Below are 19,719 nucleotides of genomic sequence, written 5' to 3'. Positions count from 1 at the left end.
GGCTCATAGCAAGCATCGCTGTCCTTCAAGGTCGGGAAGAAGCCCCCGCCCGCCAGGCCTTGCCCATGTTCGCGACCGGGGAGTTACACCCTAACTCCGTAGCCTGCTGAGCATTTCCGGGTGCAGGGGGAGTCCCTGAACCCGGAAATGCCTGAATCATCTGCTTTGCGTCAGTTGTACGGTCCGCACTCCATCTGGCCGCTGCTGTTTCGGCCACAGACCGCCATCTTGTAGCCCGGGCCGTCGTAGTACCAGTCGCTGTAGTAGGAGCCGTTGTTGGTTATTTCCTTGCGTCCCTTAGTGGTGCCATGAGCGGTGTCATTGATCCAGGCTTCACAGCCGTTGGACCCGCCGGTGGTGTACCAGCGCATGTGGTCGTGCTTCGGGTTCCCCATGAGCTTGACTTCCTGGTAAATCTTGCACCTGGGGATGTCAACCTTCCAGGTCCCCTGCGCGGCCTGAGCCGGGTTGGAGAGTGCAAGGAGCGTGGCGCTGGCAAAGCCCACGATCGCCGCCGACCGGCGAATACGCTTCATTTTTTTTTCTCCGGGTGAATGAATCCAGCAAGATCGAAACCGAGGGTGACGCTCTCTCGGTTCGCGATGACGTGATCATGCTAGGTCGCATTCGTGTTCGACTCCAGGATGAAATAGGCGAATTCAAGCCAATCTCACTCTCTAGAGGCGGATATCCGAGTAAAGTGCAAAAACCGGCCTTTTTGGGTTCAATTAGAGGCGTTGATTGGTGTTCGAATTCCCGGAGGTCGTGCGGATGCGGCCCTGGATCCGCCCGTTTGGGCAGCATTTAGGCTAGCTCGCCCAATGAGGGACTCTTCTCTGAGGCGGCCGGCAAGGCTGGCGCATACTTTTCGATTGCCTCGGAGCGGTGGAGTTGGCAACTGTTTCGTGCGGTGGTCCTGAATTTGTCGTGTGTGGACATGCCCTCGCGCGATGCAGAAGCCCGGTGGGCTGTGCCCGCTCCGGGAGGTGGGTTGCCGGAGCGGTCGAAGGGAACGGTCTTGATACCCGCCGATGAGGCGAGGCAACGGTCAGGGTTTGCGGCAACCCTGACGGCGACGGCGGCACACAGAGACCCTTGATCCTCACCGTCAACGATCAGTTCAGACGGAGGCGCGACCCTCCCAATAGGCTGCCCAACCCTACGGATCAGAAGGTTGCAGGTTCGAATCCTGCCGAGTGCACACAGATCAAAGGCCCCCTGGGATTATCCCAGGGGGCCTTTGGCGTCAATCGGGGACATCAACGCCTACAGGGGACGCGCTGACGATGTCATCAAAGCGTCCGACTGCACGATGTCGTCTTTGAGGGTGCTCGCGTCGGATGCAGGGAGACCCTCACGTGCCGTCCGGCGTTGCGTTGCCCCGTCGGGACGACCGGCCGCTCCACGCTCAGCGGCTCCTCGGCCGTCGACCAACTCCTCGGCGACCAGCACCCGTTCGCATTACGATCACGTGGCCGCTGCTGGGCAGGACATCGCGAGGGGGACACGGGCGTGAGGACCACACAGGGCCAGGGAGACCGCCGGAGGGGCGGGGGCATGGCTGCGCTGGCTGTCGCCACGGTGCTGCTTCCGCTCGTCGCGGGGTGCGGCGGGGGCCATGACGACGCCGACCCCGACGCCAAGGGCGCCAAGGCGGCTGCCGGACAGCAGGGCGGGGGCAAGAACGCAGACCAGGGGAGCGGGGCCTTCCCGGACAAGGGTGTGATCGTCACCGCCTCGTGTTCCGTGCCCGCGAGCAGGCCCGCCAGCGTGACGGTCACGGGCTGGGATCCGGCCACGTGGAAACGGACCGTCTCCCGGACCTTCACCGTCCCGGCCGAGGCCGTGGTCGCGGAGGCCGACGATGTCGCCACCCCGCTCGTGGAGCTGTGCGCCGACAACTTCCCCGTGGCCGGCACGTCCGAGGACGGACCGCGCGCCGTCGCCGCCACCCGGCTGCGGCAGCTCTTCGACAAGGACTTCTCCCGCATGGCCGTCGTCCTCATCGATCGGGAGACCGAGGCGACGGGGGTGGGCTACGTCGACACCAGCGGCAAGCTGACCAAGCTGTCCGGTGCGCCGAGCGACGACTTCGGGGACACGCCCAAGGAGGAGAACGCCGTCTTCGCCCAGAACGGCAGTGCCGTCTGGTTCACCGAGACCGACTCCTCGGATCATGTGCGGATCGCCAGCCGTTCCGTCGCCGGAGATCACGCGGTGACCGAACAGGCGGGCGGTGATGGCGATTACATGGACGGGGCCGGCCTGGCGCTCGCGGGTGACCCGGTGCGCGGGCTCTTCGGCAAGGAAGTCCGGATCAGTCCCGACGGGCGCAAGGCGACGGCCTTCATCACCTGGAAGGGCTACAACGTGGTCGACGTGCCACAGCGCAGTGCGCTGCTCAAGGTCAAAGGTGTCAAGGCGACCGGCATTCCGTTCGACGCCGACTGCTACCCCTACGGCTGGGCCGACGACAGCACCGTGCTGTGCGGCCCCCGGCTCGGCAAGGCCAAGGACCCGAAGCGGAAGAACTCCTTCTGGACGCTGGACACTTCTCGGCTCGACGGTACGGCGGACCTCCCGAAGGGCGCCCTGGGTGATCCGATCATCCCGGCGACGGACCGCAAGAACACGGTGCGGGCCGTTTCGCAGGACGGAAAGCAGATGATCTTCGCCTCGCTCCAGGGCACCCGGCTCGAGTTCTTCGTCTCCGCCATCGCTCCCGGCGCGACCCCGAAGAAGATCACTGCCGGGGGCGCGGACAGGGCGCTGAGCGTGGGGGACGTCCTGGAGTGGCGGTAAGAGCCGCCCCCCGTCGGCGTGGTCGCCTCGGGCTCCTTCCACGTCGGTGGCGGGCCGCCTCGGGTGAGGGGACGCTGGAGTCGGGGGCGATGTGAGGGAGAGGTGCTCCATGGCTCAGACCAGCCCGGACCACAAGGCGCGCCAGTCGTTCCTCGCCCGACCCGGCGTCCGCCGCTTCGCGCCGTTCGTTCTGATCACCGCGGTCGCTCTGATCTTCATCTTCGAGAACCGCTCGGACGTCGAGATCCGCCTGCTCGTGCCGATCGTGACCATGCCGCTGTGGGGAGCCCTCCTGATCGCCTGGGCGCTCGGCATGCTCGCCTGTGTCTTCACCGTGCGCCGGCGGGCGAGCCGGCACTCCCGGCAGACCAGGTAGGTCCGTCAGCCGGGGCGGCAGTGCTCTTCCAGGTAGGTCGCGGCCAGTGTGCTCGCGCGGGTGAACCAGTCGTGCAGGACGGCGATCTCGTCCGGTGAGTAGTCCGCGAAGAGGTGCGTGAGGCGGGCGTAGTACGGCTCGTAGACCTCGCGGACCCGGGCGACCGCGTCGGGCAGGGCCGCGACGCGGATGCGGCGGCGGTCCTCGGGGTCGGGGCGGCGGGTGATGTAGCCGGCCCGCTCCAGGCGGTTCAGGATGCCGGTGACCGCGCCGGTGGTGACGTGGACACGGGCCGCGAGATCACCTGCCGTGGGGAGGTTCTCGCCGGCCTCGATGACGTAGGCGAAGCATGTGAGGTCGGTCACACTCAGCCCCACCTGCTGGGCGATCTCGTGCTGTCCGACCAGGTGAGTCGCGATGAGCTGATCCATGGCCGACAGCGCCTGCTCCGGCGTGGCGGCCGGACGAGGCTTCGCTTGCATTCCCAGATCCCTTAGTTCGTGAGATGTTTGGGTGGTAAAAGTCTTAGCAGGTGAGGGGTTCGGCCGGGTCTGAGTCCTCAGGTGCGAGGGAGTGACACGTGAGTGCACATCAGTATGACCACGGGCACACGGTCGCGGGATGGGTCGGGTTCGCCATCGCCTCGGTCGGGGCCGGTGTGGCGGGGCTGGGAGTCTGCACCGTCTCCGGTGTGCTGATCGCCGGCGGGCTGGCGATCGGCGTCGTGAGTCTGCTCGTCACCTGGGCCCTGCACCTCGCCGGGTGGGGCAAGGGGCCGGGGGTGCGGCCCCGGGCCGAGTGGAGCTGGCGCGTGCGGGACTCGGCGGCGCCGGGCGGGCACGAGGAGTGCCTGGGGTGCCGGCTGGCCGGGCGGGGACGCCGTGCGGCGGGTGCGGGTGCAGTGCAGCCGGTCATGCCGGTGCAGCGCACGGGCGAGCCGGAGACCGTCGCCGCAGCGGGGACCGACCAGGGGCGGTAAGGCCCCGGACTTCGGCCAGCGGTTCGTCGTCGGCCGTGGGCAAGGCGCCGGTCTCCGGCCGGCCGTTCGTCGTCGGCCGCCCGCCCTTGACCGTCCACCGTCGCCTGTCACCCCTCCCCCCCCCGCACACGCCCCCCACGCCCCCCACCCATCCGCCCGATGTCAGTGGTGCCCCCTACCCTCGGCAGAGATGGCACAGGCGTGGAGATGCTCGGGGCTGCGATGGTCGGTGGACGGTCCCGTGCTGGCGTGGGACGGCGGGCGGCGCAGCGCGCTGACCTGGGGGAAGCGTGTGGCCTTCAAGGTCGCGGAGGGGGGCGTGCGCGGCTGCGTGGGTGCCCGGGGGCACGCGTGTCCGCTGGGTGCCGTGGTGCCCGGGCGCGGTACGGGCGCGCGGTGTGAGGAGTGTGCACGGCTGGACCGTGCGCACTCGGTGGCGGCGGACACCCTCGCCGACGATCCACGGCCGTATCACGTGTATCTGGCGTGGTTCGGACCCGGCATGGTCAAGGTCGGCATCACGGCGCGGGAGCGGGGCTCGGCCCGGCTGCTCGAGCAGGGGGCCGTCTGTTTCACCTGGCTCGGCGTCGGTCCGCTCATGGCAGCGCGGCGTACGGAGGAGCTGCTCAGGGCCGCCCTGCGGGTCCCCGACCGGATTCCGTACGCCGAGAAGCGGGCCGTGCGTGCCGCGCTGCCCGAGGACGCCGCCGACCGGGCCCGTGAGGTCGCCGAGCTGTACGAGCGGGCGGTAGCGCTCCCCGCGTGGCCGGAGTCGCTCGTGCGGGAGCCGCTGCGGGTCGTCGACCACGTCGGGGTGTTCGGGCTCGCCGGCGTGCCCGTCGCCGTCGGGGACGTGAGCGAGCTCGTCGCCGGGGGTGCGGTCGGCGGGAAGCTGGTCGCGGCCGCCGGACCCGATCTGCACCTGGCCACCGGCGGCGGGGTCGTGGTGCTCGACACGCGGCTGATGCCCGGATGGGGGCTCGTGCCCGCCACGGGAGACGAACTGACCGTTCCGGTGAAGCAGTACAGACAGGCCCAGGCCCCGGGCGTGCAGGACGGCCTGTTCTGACCCCTGCGGCTTCCCAGGTGTTCCCTGAGAAGCACCTGTGGGTTTCTCAGGGAAAACACAGGTTGCCGAAAGCGCGTTCTCAGAGGTGCCCGACATCGTGTTCACATGACCACGACCTCGCCCCAGGGGCGCACCGAACTGCTCAGGCCGGACGGGAGCCCCGTCCGCGTGCTGGTGGTGGACGACGAGCTGTCGATCACGGAGCTGCTGTCCATGGCCCTGCGTTATGAGGGGTGGCAGATCCGCAGCGCCGGTGACGGCACGGGCGCGCTCCAGACCGCCCGCGACTTCCGGCCCGACGCCGTCGTCCTCGACATGATGCTGCCCGACATGGACGGGCTGGCCGTCCTCGGGCGGCTGCGCCGGGAACTGCCGGACGTGCCCGTGCTGTTCCTGACCGCCAAGGACGCCGTCGAGGACCGGATCGCCGGGCTGACGGCGGGCGGGGACGACTACGTCACCAAGCCGTTCAGCCTGGAGGAGGTCGTCGCCCGGCTGCGTGGGCTGATACGCCGCTCCGGCGCCGCCGACCGGCGCTCGGACTCCCTGCTGGTCGTCGGCGACCTCACTCTCGACGAGGACAGCCACGAGGTGACCCGGGCCGGGGACGACATCCATCTGACCGCGACCGAGTTCGAGCTGCTGCGGTTCCTGATGCGCAATCCGCGGCGCGTGCTCAGCAAGGCGCAGATCCTCGACCGGGTGTGGTCGTACGACTTCGGCGGCCAGGCCAACGTCGTCGAGCTCTACATCTCCTATCTGCGGCGGAAGATCGACGCCGGGCGGGAGCCGATGATCCACACCCGGCGTGGTGCCGGATACCTGATCAAGCCCGCGGCGTCGTGAGCGGACGACGGCGGCTGCGCACGCGGCAGCGGGCGGGCGGGCGACGGGCCGGCAGGCCGCGCACACTGCGGACGCGGCTCGTCGTCGCGTCCGTGGTGCTGATCGCGGTGGTGTGCGCGGTGATCGGGACCGTGACGACGCTGGCGCTGCGCTCGCATCTGTACGAACAGTTGGACGAGCAGGTCGACGACTCCGGCAAGCGGCTGTCCGGACCCGTGAAACCCGGCGGGAAGGACACCGGCGCGAGGGACAGGATCACCGGTTTCATCATGGGGCCGGCGCGGCCGTGGACCGTCGCCGCCGAGGTCGGCGCCGACGGCGGCATCACCGGGGGGGCCGTCGCCGACCCCGAGGACAACGGCCCCTACCAGGCGAACACCCCCGTCGACCTCACCGGCGAGCAGAAGGCCGCCCTCGCCCGGGTGCCGACCACGGGCGTGCACACCGTCGACCTCCCCGGCCGCGGCGAGTACCGCGTGCAGTACGTCAACGGACTCGACGGCGGCACCTACTACATCGCCCTGCCCACCGAGTCGGTCACCAGCACCATCAGGACCCTCGTCCTCGTCGAGGTGAGCGTCACCGGAGCCGGACTGGTCGCCGCCGCCATCGCCGGTTCCGTCCTCATCGGCGTGGCCACCCGCCCCCTCCGCCGGGTCGCCGCCACCGCCACCCGGGTCTCCGAACTGCCCCTGCACACCGGTGAGGTGGCCCTCAACGAGCGCGTTCCCGACTCCGAGACCGACCCGCACACCGAGGTCGGGCAGGTCGGTGCCGCGCTCAACCGGATGCTCGACCACGTCCACAGCGCCCTGCACGCGCGGCAGCAGAGCGAGACGCGGGTCCGGCAGTTCGTGGCCGACGCCAGTCACGAGCTGCGCACCCCGCTCGCCTCCATCCGCGGATACGCCGAACTGACCAGACGCGGCGGGGAGGACGTCGGGCCCGACACCCGGCACGCCCTCGGCCGGATCGAGTCCGAGGCCGGCCGCATGACCCTCCTCGTCGAGGATCTGCTGCTGCTCGCCCGGCTCGACGCCGGACGGCCGCTGCAATTCGAGCAGACCGACCTCGTGCCGCTCGTCGTGGACACCATCAGCGACGCCCGTGCGGCCGGCCAGGGCCACAACTGGCGGCTCGACCTGCCCGACGAGCCGGCGCCGGTGTCGGCCGACGCGGCCCGGCTCCAGCAGGTCCTGGTCAACCTGCTGGGCAACGCGCGTACGCACACACCGTCCGGCACCACCGTCACCGCCCGCGTCCAGCGGCGCGGCCACTGGCTGTGCGTGGACGTCGAGGACAACGGCCCCGGCATTCCCGCCGAGTTGCTACCGCACGTCTTCGAGCGGTTCGCCCGCGGTGACTCGGCCCGCTCCCGCGCCAACGGCTCGACCGGCCTGGGCCTGGCCATCGTGCAGGCCGTGGCGAGCGCGCACGGCGGTGCCGTGACCGTCGACAGCGCGCCCGGGCGGACCGTGTTCACCGTGCACCTGCCCGCCCCCGCGCCCCGGCCGCAGCCGGAAATGAACAGGCAGCAGCACTCACAGGCACGCCACAGCCTCACCACACGGGCACAACAGGGCGTCTGACGAAAGTCGGCTCCATGCGAACCGACTCTTCTCCCGGCACCCTGCCGGCGCGGGAGCACCTCCCGGCCGCACCAGCCGGTACGCCTGTCCTGGACGTAGTGATCCCCGTCTACAACGAGGAGAAGGACCTCCAGCCGTGCGTCCGCAGACTGCACGAGCACCTCGACCGGACGTTCCCGTACGCCTTCCGCATCACGATCGCGGACAACGCCTCCACGGACACCACCCCGCAGGTGGCCGGGCGGCTGGCGGCGGAGATCCCCGAGGTCACCACCTTCCGGCTGGAGCAGAAGGGGCGCGGCCGGGCGCTGCGGGCCGTCTGGTCGGCCTCGGACGCCCCGGTCCTCGCCTACATGGACGTGGACCTGTCCACCGACCTCAACGCCCTGCTGCCGCTGGTGGCGCCGCTCATCTCCGGTCACTCGGACCTCGCCATCGGCTCGCGGCTCGCCCGCAGTTCACGGGTGGTGCGCGGACCCAAGCGGGAGTTCATCAGCCGGGCCTACAACCTCATCCTGCGCGGCTCGCTCCAGGCGCGGTTCTCGGACGCCCAGTGCGGCTTCAAGGCGATCCGCCGGGACGTGGCCCAGGTGCTGCTGCCGCTCGTCGAGGACACCGGCTGGTTCTTCGACACCGAGATGCTGGTGCTCGCCGAGCGGGCGGGTCTCAGGATCCACGAGGTGCCGGTCGACTGGGTCGACGACCCCGACTCGACCGTGCACATCGTCCGGACCGCGACCGACGACCTCAAGGGCGTGTGGCGGGTCGGCAGGGCCCTGGCCACCGGTTCGCTGCCGCTGGACCGGCTTGCGCGGCCCTTCGGCGACGACCCGCGCGACCGTGACCTCGAGGACGTGCCGAGGGGACTGGCCCGCCAGCTCGTCGGGTTCTGCGTGGTCGGCGCCCTGTCCACCCTCTTCTATCTGCTGCTCTACAGCGGCTGCCGGGTCTTCACCGGCTCCCAGGCCGCCAACGCCCTTGCCCTGCTGGTCTCGGCGGTCGCCAACACCGCGGCCAACCGGCGGCTCACCTTCGGGGTGCGCGGGCGCGGCGGGGCCGTACGGCACCAGGCGCAGGGCCTGGTCGTCTTCGGTATCGGACTCGCCCTGACCAGCGGTTCGCTCGCGGCGCTGAACGCGGCGGCCTCCGAACCCGCCCACTCCACCGAACTGGCCGTCCTCATCGCGGCCAACCTCGCGGCGACCGTGCTGCGTTTCCTGCTCTTCCGGGCGTGGGTGTTCCCGGAGCGGCGCGAGGACGACGCGCCGAGTGCCGCCCCGTACGACGCGCCGGATGTCGCTCAGCACGACGCGCCGAATGTCGCCCCGTACGACACCGCCCCCTTCCGCGCCGGTGCAGCCGCGGACCCCTGGCGGGACACCACCGTGCAGTTGCTGCCGGTGCGCCCGCACGACACCGATGCGAGGGACTTGCGATGACCGTCCACTTCGACCAGCAGATCACCGGCAGAGCCACCAGTCCCGGCCCGGGGACACGGCTCCCGGAACCCGCGCCGGCATCGCACGCCGGCGCCCCCCGGCCGCCCTTCCCGCAGCGGCTGTGGCGCGGCCGCCCGGAGGACCCCCGCTGGGCCCGCCCGGCCTTCCTCGCCCTGCTGCTGGCGACGGCCGTGCTCTACTTCTGGAACCTGAGCGCCTCCGGCTACGCCAACTCCTTCTACTCCGCGGCCGTGCAGGCCGGAAGCCAGTCCTGGAAGGCGTTCTTCTTCGGCGCGCTCGACGCGGCGGGCGCCATCACGGTCGACAAGCCGCCGGCCGCCCTGTGGCCCATGGCCCTGTCCGTGCGGCTCTTCGGTCTCAGCTCCTGGGCGATCCTCGCGCCCGAGGTCCTCATGGGCGTCGGCACGGTGGCCGTCGTCTACGCGGCCGTGCGCCGCCGCTTCAGCCCCGCGGCGGGTCTGATCGCGGGCGCCGTGCTCGCGCTCACCCCGGTCGCGGCGCTGATGTTCCGCTTCAACAACCCCGACGCGCTGCTGGCGCTGCTGATGACCGCGGCCTGCTACTTCGTCATCCGCGCCCTGGAGGACGGCCGAACCAAGTGGCTGCTGTGGGCCGGTGCCGCGGTCGGCCTCGCCTTTCTCGCCAAGACCCTCCAGGCCTTCCTGATCCTGCCGCCGCTCGCCCTCGTCCACGGCGTCTGCGCTCCCGTGACGGTGCGGAAGCGGATCGGGCAGCTCGCCGCCGCCCTGGCCGCGATCGTCGTCTCCGGTGGCTGGTGGGTCGCGATCGTCGAACTCTGGCCCGCGTCTTCCCGCCCCTACATCGGCGGGTCGCAGAACAACAGCTTCCTCGAACTGACCTTCGGCTACAACGGCCTGGGGCGCCTCAACGGCGACGAGACCGGCAGCGTCGGAGGCGGCGGCGGTGGCGGCAACGCGGGCGGCGCCTGGGGCGAGACCGGCTGGGACCGGCTGTTCAGCTCCTCCGTCGGCGGCCAGATCTCCTGGCTGATCCCGGCCGCGCTGATCCTGCTCGTCGCGGGGCTGGTGGCCACCCGCAGGGCCGGGCGCACCTCGGTGACCCGCGGTTCCTTCCTCGTCTGGGGCGGCGCGCTGCTCACCACGGTGCTGGTCTTCAGCTACATGCAGGGCATCTTCCACGAGTACTACACGGTGGCCCTCGCGCCCTACATCGCGCCGCTGGTCGGCATGGGCGCGGCACTGCTCTGGGAGAAGCGCGAGGGGGCGTGGGCCTCGCTGACCCTGGCCGCCGCGATGACGGCGACCGGGGCCTGGGGGTACGTCCTGCTCAACCGCTCCTCCGACTACCTGCCCTGGCTGAAGTGGCTCGTCCTGGTCGGTGGCCTGACGGCGGCCCTCGGCCTGATCTTCGCCGGCCGGCTAGGACGCCGGCTGGCCCTGGGGGCGGCCGGGCTGGGCCTCGTCGCCGCGCTGGCCGGTCCGGCTGCGTACACCCTCACCACCCTGAACGAGGGGCACACCGGCTCGATCGTCACGGCGGGCCCGGCGGTCGCGGGCGGCCGTGGCGGCCCGGGCGGTGGCGGTCCCGGCGGAGGCGGCTTCCCGGGCGGCGGCCAGAACCAGCCGGGCCAGAACCAGCAGGGCAACGGCTTCCCCGGCGGCGGCTTCCCGGGCGGCGGCTTCCCGGGCGGCCAGAACCAGCAAGGCCCGGGCCAGAACCAGCGGAACGGCGACGGGACGGGCCGTACGGGCGGGATGGGCGGTGGCGGCGTCGGCGGTCTGCTCAACGGCGCCGGCGTCAGCGCGCAGGCCAAGAAGCTGCTGGAGACCGACGCCGGCCAGTACACCTGGGCCGCCGCGGCCATCGGCGCCCAGAACGCGGCGAGTTACCAGCTGTCCACCGGCGACCCGGTGATGGCCATCGGCGGCTTCAACGGCACCGACCCGTCCCCGACCCTCGCCCAGTTCAAGCAGTACGTGGCGGACGGAAAGATCCACTACTTCATCGCATCGAGCGGCATGGGCGGCGGCATGGGCGGAAGCAGCGACGGCACCTCCTCCCGGATCACGTCCTGGGTCGAGGCCAACTTCAAGAAGGTCACGGCCGGTTCGTCCACCTTCTACGACCTCACGCAGAAGGCGAGCAGCTGACACGTCCCCGACGGGACCGAAGGGCGGTGGCCGAAAGCCACCGCCCTTCGCCGCCGCGCCGAAACTCCGTTGTACGCCGTATAGGAACTGTTCTACGGTGTACAGCATGACAACGTCCCCCCAGGAAAAGGCCCCACCCCTCACCGCGCAGGGCGGTCACCCACAGCGCTGGCTGATCCTCGGTGTCATCTGCCTCGCGCAGCTCACCGTGCTGCTCGACAACACGATCCTGAACGTGGCCATCCCCTCGCTCACCCGCGAGATGGACGCCTCGACCGCCGACGTCCAGTGGATGATGAACGCCTACTCCCTGGTGCAGTCCGGCCTGCTCCTCACCGCGGGCAACTCCGCCGACCGCTACGGCCGCAAGCTGATGCTGATGTCCGGACTCGCGATCTTCGGCGTGGGATCGCTCGCGGCGGGGCTGTCCCAGAGCCCCGGCCAACTGATCGCGGCTCGCGCGGGCATGGGCGTCGGCGGTGCGCTGCTGATGACCACGACCCTGGCCGTGGTCGTGCAGATCTTCGACGACCAGGAGCGCGTGAAGGCCATCGCGCTGTGGTCGACGGTCAGTTCGCTCGGGTTCGCCGCCGGGCCGCTGATCGGCGGTGTGATGCTGAACCACTTCTGGTGGGGCGCGATCTTCCTCATCAACATCCCGGTCGCCCTGCTCGGCCTGGTCGCGGTCGCCGCGCTGGTGCCCGAGTCGAAGCACAAGGCCGGTGACCGGCCCGACCTGGTCGGCGCGGTGCTGTCGACCATCGGCATGACGGCCGTGGTGTACGCGATCATCACCGGGCCCGAGCACGGCTGGACCTCCGCGCAGGTGCTGGTCTCGGCGCTGATCGGCGTGGTCGTCCTCGGCCTGTTCGTGCTGTGGGAGCTGCGGACCGAGCACCCGATGCTCGACATGCACTTCTTCCGCAACCAGAAGTTCGTGGGCGCGGTCGCGGGCGCGATCCTCGTGGCGTTCGGTATGACGGGCTCGCTGTTCCTGCTCACGCAGCACCTGCAGTTCGTGCTCGGGTACGAGCCGCTGGACGCCGGTCTGCGGACGGCGCCGCTGGCACTGACCGTCGTCGCGCTCAACTTCACGGGGGTCGGGGCGAAGCTGGTGCTGAAGGCGGGGACGCCGGCGGCCATCGCGCTCGGCATGACCCTGGTGTCCGCCGGGCTCGCGGCGATCGCGCTGCTCGGTGGGCACGGGTACGGCGGGATGCTGCTCGGGCTGGTCGTGATGGGGGCGGGTGTGGCGCTGTCCATGCCGGCGATGGCCAACGCGATCATGGGGGCGATCCCGCCGGAGAAGGCGGGGGTGGGAGCGGGGATCAACGGAACGCTCGCCGAGTTCGGCAACGGGCTGGGTGTCGCCGTGCTCGGTGCGGTGCTCAACTCCCGGTTCGCGTCGCTGGTCGCCGTGTCGGCGGCGTCGTTGCCGGCGGCGCTGGCCTCCGCCGACTCGGCCGCGGAGAAGGCCCGGATCTCCGATGCGTTCGCCTCCGGGCTGGAGACCAGTCAGCTGGTCGGGGCAGTCGCTGTGCTGGCGGGCGGGCTGGTCGCGGCCGCGTTGCTTCGGCGGGCCGAGCGGGCAGAGTCCGTCTAGGAGCCCGGGGGTGCGGTCCTCGTGCGGCTGCGGGCGCGCTGCGGTTGATCGCGCAGTTCCCCGCGGCCCTCAGGGGCGCCTAGCATGACCGGCAGCAAGAGGTCGAGGAAGGTGCGCCATGGCGAAGGCAGCCGAGAAGGCCGCGCGGTCCAGCGTCTGGCTGGAGGGCAAGGCGCACCGGCGGCGCGGTGGCGGGCAGCCGTCGGGGCTGGACCGGGCGCGCATCATCGAGGCCACCGTGCGGCTGCTGGACGCCGATGGACTGGCCAGGTTCTCCATGCGGCGGCTGGCCGGTGAGCTGAACGTCACCGCGATGTCCGTCTACTGGTACGTCGACACCAAGGACGACCTGCTCGAACTCGCCCTGGACGAGGTCATGGGCGGGATGCGGCTGCCCGACCCGGACGCCGGGGAGGACTGGCGGGACCAGGTGCGGGCGCTCGCCCGGGAGTACCGGACGCTGCTGGTGCGCCACCCCTGGGTGTCCGCGCTGGTCGGCGTCTTCCTCAACATCGGCCCCAACAACCTGGCGTTCTCCCGGGTCGTCCAGCGCGTCGTCCGCAGGACCGGGCTGCCCGCGAAGCGCATGACGAGCACGATCTCGGCCGTCTTCCAGTTCGTCTACGGCTACGGCACCCTGGAGGGCCACCTCGCCTCCCGGGCCGCGGCCGGCGGGGTGAGCGTGGACGAGTACTTCCAGCAGGCCCTGGACGCCGTGACCGCGGCCCCGCAGGCGGCCGACGTCCTGCGGGAGTCGCGGGAGATCATGGCGGCGCGCGGCGGCGACACCGTCGCCGAGATGCTGGAGCGCGACTTCGAGTTCGCGCTGGAACTGCTGATCGCGGGCATCGAGGCGATGGTCGCCCGCGAGAGCGGCCCTCCCGGGGACTAGTCCCCTTCCACCAGGCGTGCCGGGAACCCCCCGGTCGCCACCGGCCCCCACCGCTCCGGCGTGATCCGGATGATCGACTTGCCCTGTTTGAGCATGGCCGCGCGGTACTCGTCCCAGTCGGGGTGCTCGCCGGCGATGTTCCGGTAGTACTCCACGAGCGGTTCGACGGAGTCGGGGGCGTCGACGACCTCGGCCGCGCCGTCGATCTGCACCCAGGGGCCGTTCCAGTCGTCGCTGAGCACGAGCAGGCTCACACGGGGGTCCCGCTTGGCGTTGCGGGTCTTGGCGCGCTCCGGGTAGGTGGAGACGACGATCCGGCCGGAGTCGTCGACGCCGCAGGTCAGCGGGGAGCCCTGCGGGGTGCCGTCGGCCCGCCGGGTCAGCAGGATGGCGTGGTGCCGGGGGCGTACGAAGTCGAGCAACTCGTCCAGGGAGACGCGGGTGTTCGTCGCGATGTTCGGTGCCATGGGCGGCAGCCTACGACCCCAGGGCTTCGGTGAGGTTGTCGTACACGGGCACGTCCCGGCGCAGTCCGGTCAGCTCCAGGACCCGGCCGGTGACCCCCTCGGGCCGGGCCGCCAGACGCAGCGTGGCGCCCGGGTGCAGCCGCTGCCGCACGTCGTTGATGAGGCGGATGCCCTGGGAGTCCATGAAGGAGGTCTTGGTCAGGTCCAGGACGAGGACCTCCAGCCGGTCGCCCCGGGCGCGGGCGGCGGACATGACGAGTGGCAGCAGCTCCGCCGCGTTGCAGTAGTCGATCTCGGCGGGCAGGGTGAGGTGGGCGCGGCCGGGGAGGTCGCGCGGTTCTGTGGGATTCGTGAAGAAGGTCACGGCTCACCTGGCAGACGTTCGTCCGGATTCCGGTAAGGCCGCTTCCTGACCCGGAGGCCATTCCACCATGCGGGGGGCGTGCGGTGGAAGCTCTCGGGGCGGCGTCGGCCGGACGTCACTTGGAGGCAACCGAGCAGTTAGAGTGCTGTCCGTCCTGTGCTCGCAGTCGGGAATGTGCTGCGGAGCTCTCCTGCGCACGGCCAATGGCCGTGCATGCCGAAGAGGTTCGTGGTGGCTGCGTCCGAGTTTCCTGATTTGCCCCGTTTTCCGGCTGGCGTCGAGCTGGCCGAAGCGCTGACGGTGGCGTCTCAGCAACTGCACGAAACCCTCACGCCGCACAGTGCGCTGCGCACGGCGGTGCGCCTGGCCGTGCATCTCATGCCGGGGGCCGAGCACGCCGGCATCTCCGTGATCGAGCGCGGCAACAAGCTCCGCACCCTGGCCTGGACCGACGAGGTCGTGCGCGCCGCCGAGGCCCGGCACACCGGCCGCGAACAGCACGGGCTGTGGGACCAGTTGTGGAACAACCCGATCGCCCGCATAACGGACAGCGAGGCGGACGACGGCTGGGACGTGCTGGCGGACCTGGGACTGCGCTCGGCGCTGTGCCTGCGGCTGCGCGCCGACCGCCGCCGGCTGACCGTGCTCACGGCCTACGCGCGCAAACCGGGCGCCTTCGACGAGGAGGCGACGCGCGTCGGCCGGCTGTTCAGCGCGCACGTCAGCATCGCCCTGGACTCCGCCACCGTGCGCGAGCAGCTCACCGAGGCCATGCACACCCGGGACCTGATCGGCCAGGCCACCGGCATCCTCATGGAACGCCAGGGCATCGACGCGGCCGCGGCCTTCGAGAGCCTGGTGCGGGCCTCCCAGCGGGAGAACGTGAAACTGCGCGACCTCGCCCGCCGGATCGTGGGCGACAACTCGCCCTGAGGCGGCATGAGTCACGTCGGGGGCGTGTTCGGGTGGTGACGGGATACCCGTACGGTCATGAGCTCCGAGACGTCCGACACGCTGGACCAGGCGATGGTGCGCAGCAGCGGTCTCGACACCCTGCTGCGGGATCTGACCGACCGTGCGGTGCAGGAAGTGCCCGGCGCCGACGCGTGCAGCATCACCGTGCGCCGCGCCGGTCGGCTGCTCACCCTGGCCGGCAGTGACGGCATGCCCAGCGGGCTGGACCTGCGCCAGTACGAGAACGGCTCGGGCCCGTGCGTCGACGCGGCCGGAACCGGCGAGGAGCAGTACGCCCCGGACCTCGCCGAGGAGTCCCGCTGGCCGGCGTACCGGGAGTACGCGCTGTCCGTGGGCGTCCGCTGTGCGCTGGCGGTGCCCGTCGTCGTGGAGAGCGAGAAGGGCGCCGCGCTCAACTTCTACGGAGTGCGGGCGCGGGCCCTGGACCCGGGCCGGGACGCGGCCCGTGCCTTCGCGGCCCGGGCCGGGGACGCCATCGACGTGGCGCTGCGGATCGAGCGCCGGCGCCAGTCGGCCGCCGATGTGCGCACCGCGCTGCTCTCCCGCAGCGTCATCGACCAGGCGATCGGCATCCTGATGGCCCGGGAGCGGATCGACGCGCGGATCGCGCTGGAGCGGCTGCGCCGGGCCTCGCAGGACCGGAATGTCAAGCTCCGGGATCTGTGCGGCCAGTTGGTGGCGCGGGTGTCCGCGCCGGACTCACGCCGCCGGAAGTGACTCGCCCTGCACGGCCTGGATGTCCAGCTCCACCTTCAGCGTGGTGCCGATGGCGGCGATGCCCGCCTGCAGCACCTGGTTGTAGTTCATCGCGAAGTCCTCGCGGTGCAGTTCGGTCGTGGCGCGGAACGCCGCCCGGGTGCCGCCCCACGGGTCCGGACCCGTGCCGAGGTAGGCCAGGTCCAGGTCCACGGGCCGTACGACTCCGTGCATGCCCAGCTCGCCGTGGACGGTCCACCGGTCGGAGCCGGCCGCCGTCAGCCCCGCCGACCGGAAGGTGATCTCCGGGAACCGCTCGACGTCCAGGAAGTCCGGCGACTGCAGGTGCCCGTCGCGCATGCCGTTGCCGGTGTCGATCGACGCGGCCCGGATCACCGCCTCCACACGCGACTTGGTGACGTCGTCCGGGGCGATCTCGATCGCGCCGGAGAACTCCGTGAACCGGCCGTGCACGCTGGAGATGCCCAGGTGCTGGGCCACGGCGGCCACGCTGGAGTGCACCGGGTCGACGGTCCACGGGCCGGGCGGCGGCAGCTCGGTGCCGCCCTGCCGGGCCAGCGTCACCGTGCCGACCTCGGCCCGCCCGCTCGCGGTGACGATGACGCTGGCGGCCGCGGGCGCGTAGCCGACAGCCGTGACGATGACGGTGTACGCCCCGGCCTCCATCGGCGTCGTGTCCCGTACGGCACCCTCCGCGTCGGCTCCGGCCCGCAGCACCTGCGCGCCGGTCATGTCCGCGACCGTGACGACCGCGTGCGGCACGGCCCATCCGTCGCGAGTACGGATCCTCGCGGTCAGTCCCATCTCTGCTGCTCCTCAGAAAGAAGCCGGCCCGCGACAGGGGGCGCACCTCCGCTCAGAGCGCGCTCACCCCTGTCACGGGCCGGGGTCGTGGCTACTCGCCGGGGTGGGCGAGTTCGATGTCGTGGGCGTCGGTGCCGGCGCCCGTGACCGTCAGGGCGGTGGCCACCGGCGGGTAGCCCGTGGCGATCACGGTGTACTCGCCGCCGTCCAGGTCGGTGAAGGCGTACGCTCCGTCCGTCCCGGTCGTGGCCGAGCCGACGACGTTGCCCGCCTGGTCGACCAGGGTCACCCGGGCGTCGGCCAGCGGGCCGTGCGGGGCGCGGACGACACCCTGGACCCGGGCGCCCGCGTCCAGGTCGATCTCGACCCGGGTGACCCCGGTGCCGCCCACCTCGAGGGGCAGGGCGCGCGGCCGGTACCCGTCGGCGTTCACCGCGACGGTCACCGCCCCCGGCACCAGCTCGGCGAAGGAGAACTCGCCCTGCTCACCCGTGGTCCCGTTGGCCAGCAGGTCGCCGCGCACATCGGTCACGATGACCATCGCGTCCTTCACCGGAGCCCCGCTCTCGGCGGCCCGCACCAGGCCGGTCAGCCCGCTGGTGCCGTTGAGCAGGATGTCGTAGGCGACCGGCTCGCCGTTCACGACGACCGTGGAGGCCTGCGGCTGGAAGCCGTCGGCGGAGGCGATCAGGACGTACGATCCGGCGCCCGGCGCGTCCACCGCGTACGAGCCGTCGGCCTGCGCCACGGACCGGCCCAGCTGGCGCCCGGCCAGCGAGATCAGCGTGACGGCGGCCTGCGGCACGGGCGCGGACTCGTCGCCGCGCACGAACCCACGGACCGGGACACCACCGGAGGTCTCCTCCGGACGCTCCGCCGTGGCGACGGCGGCGAGCCGCCGCGTGTCCTCGGGTCCGGTGCCGTCGGCGGTCCCGGTGTCGGCCACGGCCCAGCTCGGCGCGGCCTTCTCCGCGGCGGGAGCCTGGACGGCGACCGCCTCGGCGGGAGCCACGGCGGGGGTCTCGGGCTCGGCGGCCTGCGCCAGCCCGCCCTTCGTCTTCAACGGGACCTCCTTGATGAACAGCGACACCAGCAGGGCGAGCAGCGCCATCGGGGCCGAGTAGAGGAAGACGTCCGCGACTCCGTGGCCGTAGGCGCTCTCCACGACGGTGCGGATCGGCGCGGGCATCGCGTCGAGGTCGGGGATGCCGCCACCGCCGGTACCGGCGTGCCCGAGGGCCGCGCCCTTCGCGCCGAGGTCGGCCAGGCCGTCCTCGACGTAGTCGGTGATCTTGTTGCCCAGGACCGCGCCCAGCGCCGAGACGCCCACGGCACCGCCCAGGGACCGGAAGAAGGTCACCGTGGAACTGGCGGCGCCAAGGTCACCCGGCTCCACCTGGTTCTGCGTGCAGAGCACCAGGTTCTGCATCATCATGCCGATGCCGAGGCCCATCAGCGCCATGAAGATCGCTATGTGCCAGTACTCGGTGTCGTACCGGATCGTGCCCAGCAGCCCGAGGCCGGCCGTCACCAGCACGCCGCCGGCCAGCAGCCATCCCTTCCAGCGGCCGGTGCGGGTGATGATCTGCCCGGAGACGGTGGAGGAGACGAAGAGACCCGCGATCATCGGGATCGTCATCACACCGGACATCGTCGGGGACTTGTCCCGCGCCAGCTGGAAGTACTGGCTGAAGAAGACGGTGCCGGAGAACATCGCGACGCCGACGAACAGGGAGGCCACGGAGGCGAGCGTGATGGTGCGGTTGCGGAACAGCCGCAGCGGGATGATCGGCTCGCTGGCCTTCGCCTCGACGAGGACGAACAGCGCCAGCAGCACCACGGACCCGCCGACCATCGCGTACGTCTGCCAGGAGATCCAGTCGTACTTGTCACCGGCGAAGGTCACCCAGATGAGCAGCAGGCAGACGGCCGCGGTGATGAAGAAGGCGCCGGCCCAGTCGACCTTGACCTTCCGCTTCACGACGGGCAGGTGCAGGGTCTTCTGCAGCACGATCAGGGCGATCACGGCGAAGGGCACGCCGACGTAGAAGCACCAGCGCCAGCCGAGCCAGTCGGTGTCGGTGATGACACCGCCGACCAGGGGACCGCCGACCATGGCGGTGGCGAAGACGGCACCGAGGTAGCCGTTGTAACGCCCGCGCTCACGCGGCGAGATCATCGCCGCCATGATGATCTGGGCCAGCGCGGACAGACCGCCCATGCCGATGCCCTGGACGGCGCGGAACGTGATGAGCATGCCCGGGTTCTGCGACATGCCGGCCGCCGCCGACCCCAGTACGAACACGACCAGCGCGAGCTGGATCAGCAGCTTCTTGGAGAAGAGGTCGGCGAGCTTGCCCCACAGTGGGGTGGTGGCGGTCATCGTCAGCAGGGACGCGGTGACGACCCAGGTGTAGGCGCTCTGGCCGCCGCCGAGGTCGCCGATGATCCGGGGCAGGGCGTTGGAGACGATCGTCGACGACAGGATCGCGACGAACATGCCGAGCAGAAGGCCGGTGAGGGCCTCCATGATCTGCCGGTGCGTCATCGGAGCGCCGTCGCCGGAGGAGCCGTGGGACCCTCCCCCGTGCTTGGCATGAGCCCGCACACCGGCTGGTGTGGTCGTTGCCATGGGCTTCCTTTT

18 protein-coding genes are annotated in these 19,719 nt (G+C 71.1%); 12 read left to right on the top strand and 6 right to left on the bottom strand.

Annotation, left to right across the window (positions count from 1 at the left end):
* Window positions 1-170: 170 nt before the first annotated feature.
* Window positions 171-536 carry a hypothetical protein gene (locus AB0937_RS29450; RefSeq protein ID WP_366715765.1) on the bottom strand — a complete coding sequence of 122 codons (366 nt, stop codon included), beginning with the start codon at window positions 534-536 and terminating at the stop codon, window positions 171-173.
* Between the two features lie 1,021 nt (window positions 537-1,557).
* Here AB0937_RS29450 and AB0937_RS29445 point away from each other — a divergent pair.
* Together AB0937_RS29445 and AB0937_RS29440 are read left to right on the top strand one after the other, a co-directional pair.
* Entirely contained in the window at window positions 1,558-2,802 is a 1,245-nt protein-coding gene (locus AB0937_RS29445; RefSeq protein ID WP_366715763.1) for a hypothetical protein, read from the top strand.
* Window positions 2,803-2,911: 109 nt separating this feature from the next.
* Entirely contained in the window at window positions 2,912-3,178 is a 267-nt protein-coding gene (locus tag AB0937_RS29440; protein WP_366715762.1) for a hypothetical protein, read from the top strand.
* A 5-nt stretch (window positions 3,179-3,183) separates the two neighbouring features.
* Here AB0937_RS29440 and AB0937_RS29435 read toward each other — a convergent pair whose 3' ends face one another.
* Window positions 3,184-3,660: a MarR family transcriptional regulator gene (locus AB0937_RS29435; protein ID WP_366715760.1), complete on the bottom strand. Its 477-nt coding sequence runs from the start codon at window positions 3,658-3,660 to the stop codon at window positions 3,184-3,186.
* Between the two features lie 98 nt (window positions 3,661-3,758).
* On the opposite strand from AB0937_RS29435, the gene AB0937_RS29430 reads away from it, so the two are divergent.
* The 8 genes from AB0937_RS29430 (at window position 3,759) to AB0937_RS29395 (ending at window position 13,748) form a co-directional block, all read left to right on the top strand.
* On the top strand, window positions 3,759-4,157 hold the full coding sequence (locus tag AB0937_RS29430; protein WP_366715758.1) for an HGxxPAAW family protein: 399 nt from the start codon (window positions 3,759-3,761) through the stop codon (window positions 4,155-4,157).
* Between the two features lie 190 nt (window positions 4,158-4,347).
* On the top strand, window positions 4,348-5,226 hold the full coding sequence (locus AB0937_RS29425; protein WP_366715757.1) for a DUF2797 domain-containing protein: 879 nt from the start codon (window positions 4,348-4,350) through the stop codon (window positions 5,224-5,226).
* Between the two features lie 105 nt (window positions 5,227-5,331).
* A complete protein-coding gene (locus AB0937_RS29420; RefSeq protein ID WP_366715755.1) occupies window positions 5,332-6,072 on the top strand; it encodes a response regulator transcription factor in 741 nt (246 codons plus the stop codon).
* Window positions 6,069-7,661 (top strand): HAMP domain-containing sensor histidine kinase, encoded by a 1,593-nt coding sequence (locus tag AB0937_RS29415; RefSeq protein WP_366715753.1) that lies wholly within the window; start codon window positions 6,069-6,071, stop codon window positions 7,659-7,661. The genes AB0937_RS29420 and AB0937_RS29415 overlap by 4 nt, the downstream gene beginning before the upstream one ends.
* A gap of 14 nt (window positions 7,662-7,675) precedes the next feature.
* The gene (locus AB0937_RS29410; protein WP_366715751.1) at window positions 7,676-9,100 is read left to right on the top strand and encodes a bifunctional glycosyltransferase family 2/GtrA family protein; all 1,425 of its coding nucleotides are present in this window, start codon (window positions 7,676-7,678) and stop codon (window positions 9,098-9,100) included.
* Window positions 9,097-11,253, top strand: coding sequence for a glycosyltransferase family 39 protein (locus AB0937_RS29405; RefSeq protein ID WP_366715749.1), 2,157 nt, complete (start codon window positions 9,097-9,099; stop codon window positions 11,251-11,253). Before AB0937_RS29410 ends, AB0937_RS29405 begins: the two co-directional genes overlap by 4 nt.
* Window positions 11,254-11,359: 106 nt before the next feature.
* Complete coding sequence (locus AB0937_RS29400) at window positions 11,360-12,856, top strand: MFS transporter (protein WP_366715747.1); 1,497 nt, start codon at window positions 11,360-11,362, stop codon at window positions 12,854-12,856.
* 118 nt (window positions 12,857-12,974) lie between these two features.
* A complete protein-coding gene (locus tag AB0937_RS29395; protein WP_366715746.1) occupies window positions 12,975-13,748 on the top strand; it encodes a TetR/AcrR family transcriptional regulator in 774 nt (257 codons plus the stop codon).
* On the opposite strand, the gene AB0937_RS29390 is transcribed toward AB0937_RS29395, so the two are convergent.
* Entirely contained in the window at window positions 13,745-14,215 is a 471-nt protein-coding gene (locus AB0937_RS29390) for a PPOX class F420-dependent oxidoreductase (RefSeq protein WP_366715744.1), read from the bottom strand. The genes AB0937_RS29395 and AB0937_RS29390 overlap by 4 nt on opposite strands.
* A 10-nt stretch (window positions 14,216-14,225) precedes the next feature.
* Window positions 14,226-14,519, bottom strand: a complete 294-nt coding sequence (locus AB0937_RS29385) for an STAS domain-containing protein (RefSeq protein ID WP_366715941.1) — start codon at window positions 14,517-14,519, stop codon at window positions 14,226-14,228.
* Window positions 14,520-14,792: 273 nt separating this feature from the next.
* Between AB0937_RS29385 and AB0937_RS29380 the strand changes: the two genes are divergently transcribed.
* Window positions 14,793-15,512 (top strand): GAF and ANTAR domain-containing protein, encoded by a 720-nt coding sequence (locus AB0937_RS29380; RefSeq protein WP_366715742.1) that lies wholly within the window; start codon window positions 14,793-14,795, stop codon window positions 15,510-15,512.
* Between the two features lie 57 nt (window positions 15,513-15,569).
* A complete protein-coding gene (locus tag AB0937_RS29375) occupies window positions 15,570-16,271 on the top strand; it encodes a GAF and ANTAR domain-containing protein (RefSeq protein WP_366715741.1) in 702 nt (233 codons plus the stop codon).
* Here the strand turns inward: AB0937_RS29375 and AB0937_RS29370 are convergent.
* Window positions 16,254-17,075, bottom strand: coding sequence for a YceI family protein (locus tag AB0937_RS29370; RefSeq protein WP_366715739.1), 822 nt, complete (start codon window positions 17,073-17,075; stop codon window positions 16,254-16,256). The genes AB0937_RS29375 and AB0937_RS29370 overlap by 18 nt on opposite strands.
* A 91-nt stretch (window positions 17,076-17,166) precedes the next feature.
* Window positions 17,167-19,707 carry an MFS transporter gene (locus tag AB0937_RS29365; protein ID WP_366715737.1) on the bottom strand — a complete coding sequence of 847 codons (2,541 nt, stop codon included), beginning with the start codon at window positions 19,705-19,707 and terminating at the stop codon, window positions 17,167-17,169.
* Between the last annotated feature and the right edge of the window lie 12 nt (window positions 19,708-19,719).

It is taken from the genome of Streptomyces sp. NPDC047880, assembly GCF_040706515.1.
Classification (GTDB): Bacteria; Actinomycetota; Actinomycetes; order Streptomycetales; family Streptomycetaceae; genus Streptomyces.
Note: the sequence above shows the minus strand (reverse complement) of the source record. Positions and strands in the feature narration are given on the sequence as shown.

Bases quoted from the DNA above. Each gene is read 5' to 3' on its own strand.
- AB0937_RS29450 (WP_366715765.1), bottom strand. From the start codon at position 536: ATGAAGCGTATTCGCCGGTCGGCGGCGATCGTGGGCTTTGCCAGCGCC.
- AB0937_RS29445 (WP_366715763.1), top strand. From the start codon at position 1,558: ATGGCTGCGCTGGCTGTCGCCACGGTGCTGCTTCCGCTCGTCGCGGGG.
- AB0937_RS29440 (WP_366715762.1), top strand. From the start codon at position 2,912: ATGGCTCAGACCAGCCCGGACCACAAGGCGCGCCAGTCGTTCCTCGCC.
- AB0937_RS29435 (WP_366715760.1), bottom strand. From the start codon at position 3,660: ATGCAAGCGAAGCCTCGTCCGGCCGCCACGCCGGAGCAGGCGCTGTCG.
- AB0937_RS29425 (WP_366715757.1), top strand. From the start codon at position 4,348: ATGGCACAGGCGTGGAGATGCTCGGGGCTGCGATGGTCGGTGGACGGT.
- AB0937_RS29420 (WP_366715755.1), top strand. From the start codon at position 5,332: ATGACCACGACCTCGCCCCAGGGGCGCACCGAACTGCTCAGGCCGGAC.
- AB0937_RS29410 (WP_366715751.1), top strand. From the start codon at position 7,676: ATGCGAACCGACTCTTCTCCCGGCACCCTGCCGGCGCGGGAGCACCTC.
- AB0937_RS29405 (WP_366715749.1), top strand. From the start codon at position 9,097: ATGACCGTCCACTTCGACCAGCAGATCACCGGCAGAGCCACCAGTCCC.
- AB0937_RS29400 (WP_366715747.1), top strand. From the start codon at position 11,360: ATGACAACGTCCCCCCAGGAAAAGGCCCCACCCCTCACCGCGCAGGGC.
- AB0937_RS29395 (WP_366715746.1), top strand. From the start codon at position 12,975: ATGGCGAAGGCAGCCGAGAAGGCCGCGCGGTCCAGCGTCTGGCTGGAG.
- AB0937_RS29390 (WP_366715744.1), bottom strand. From the start codon at position 14,215: ATGGCACCGAACATCGCGACGAACACCCGCGTCTCCCTGGACGAGTTG.
- AB0937_RS29380 (WP_366715742.1), top strand. From the start codon at position 14,793: ATGCCGAAGAGGTTCGTGGTGGCTGCGTCCGAGTTTCCTGATTTGCCC.
- AB0937_RS29375 (WP_366715741.1), top strand. From the start codon at position 15,570: ATGAGCTCCGAGACGTCCGACACGCTGGACCAGGCGATGGTGCGCAGC.
- AB0937_RS29370 (WP_366715739.1), bottom strand. From the start codon at position 17,075: ATGGGACTGACCGCGAGGATCCGTACTCGCGACGGATGGGCCGTGCCG.
- AB0937_RS29365 (WP_366715737.1), bottom strand. From the start codon at position 19,707: ATGGCAACGACCACACCAGCCGGTGTGCGGGCTCATGCCAAGCACGGG.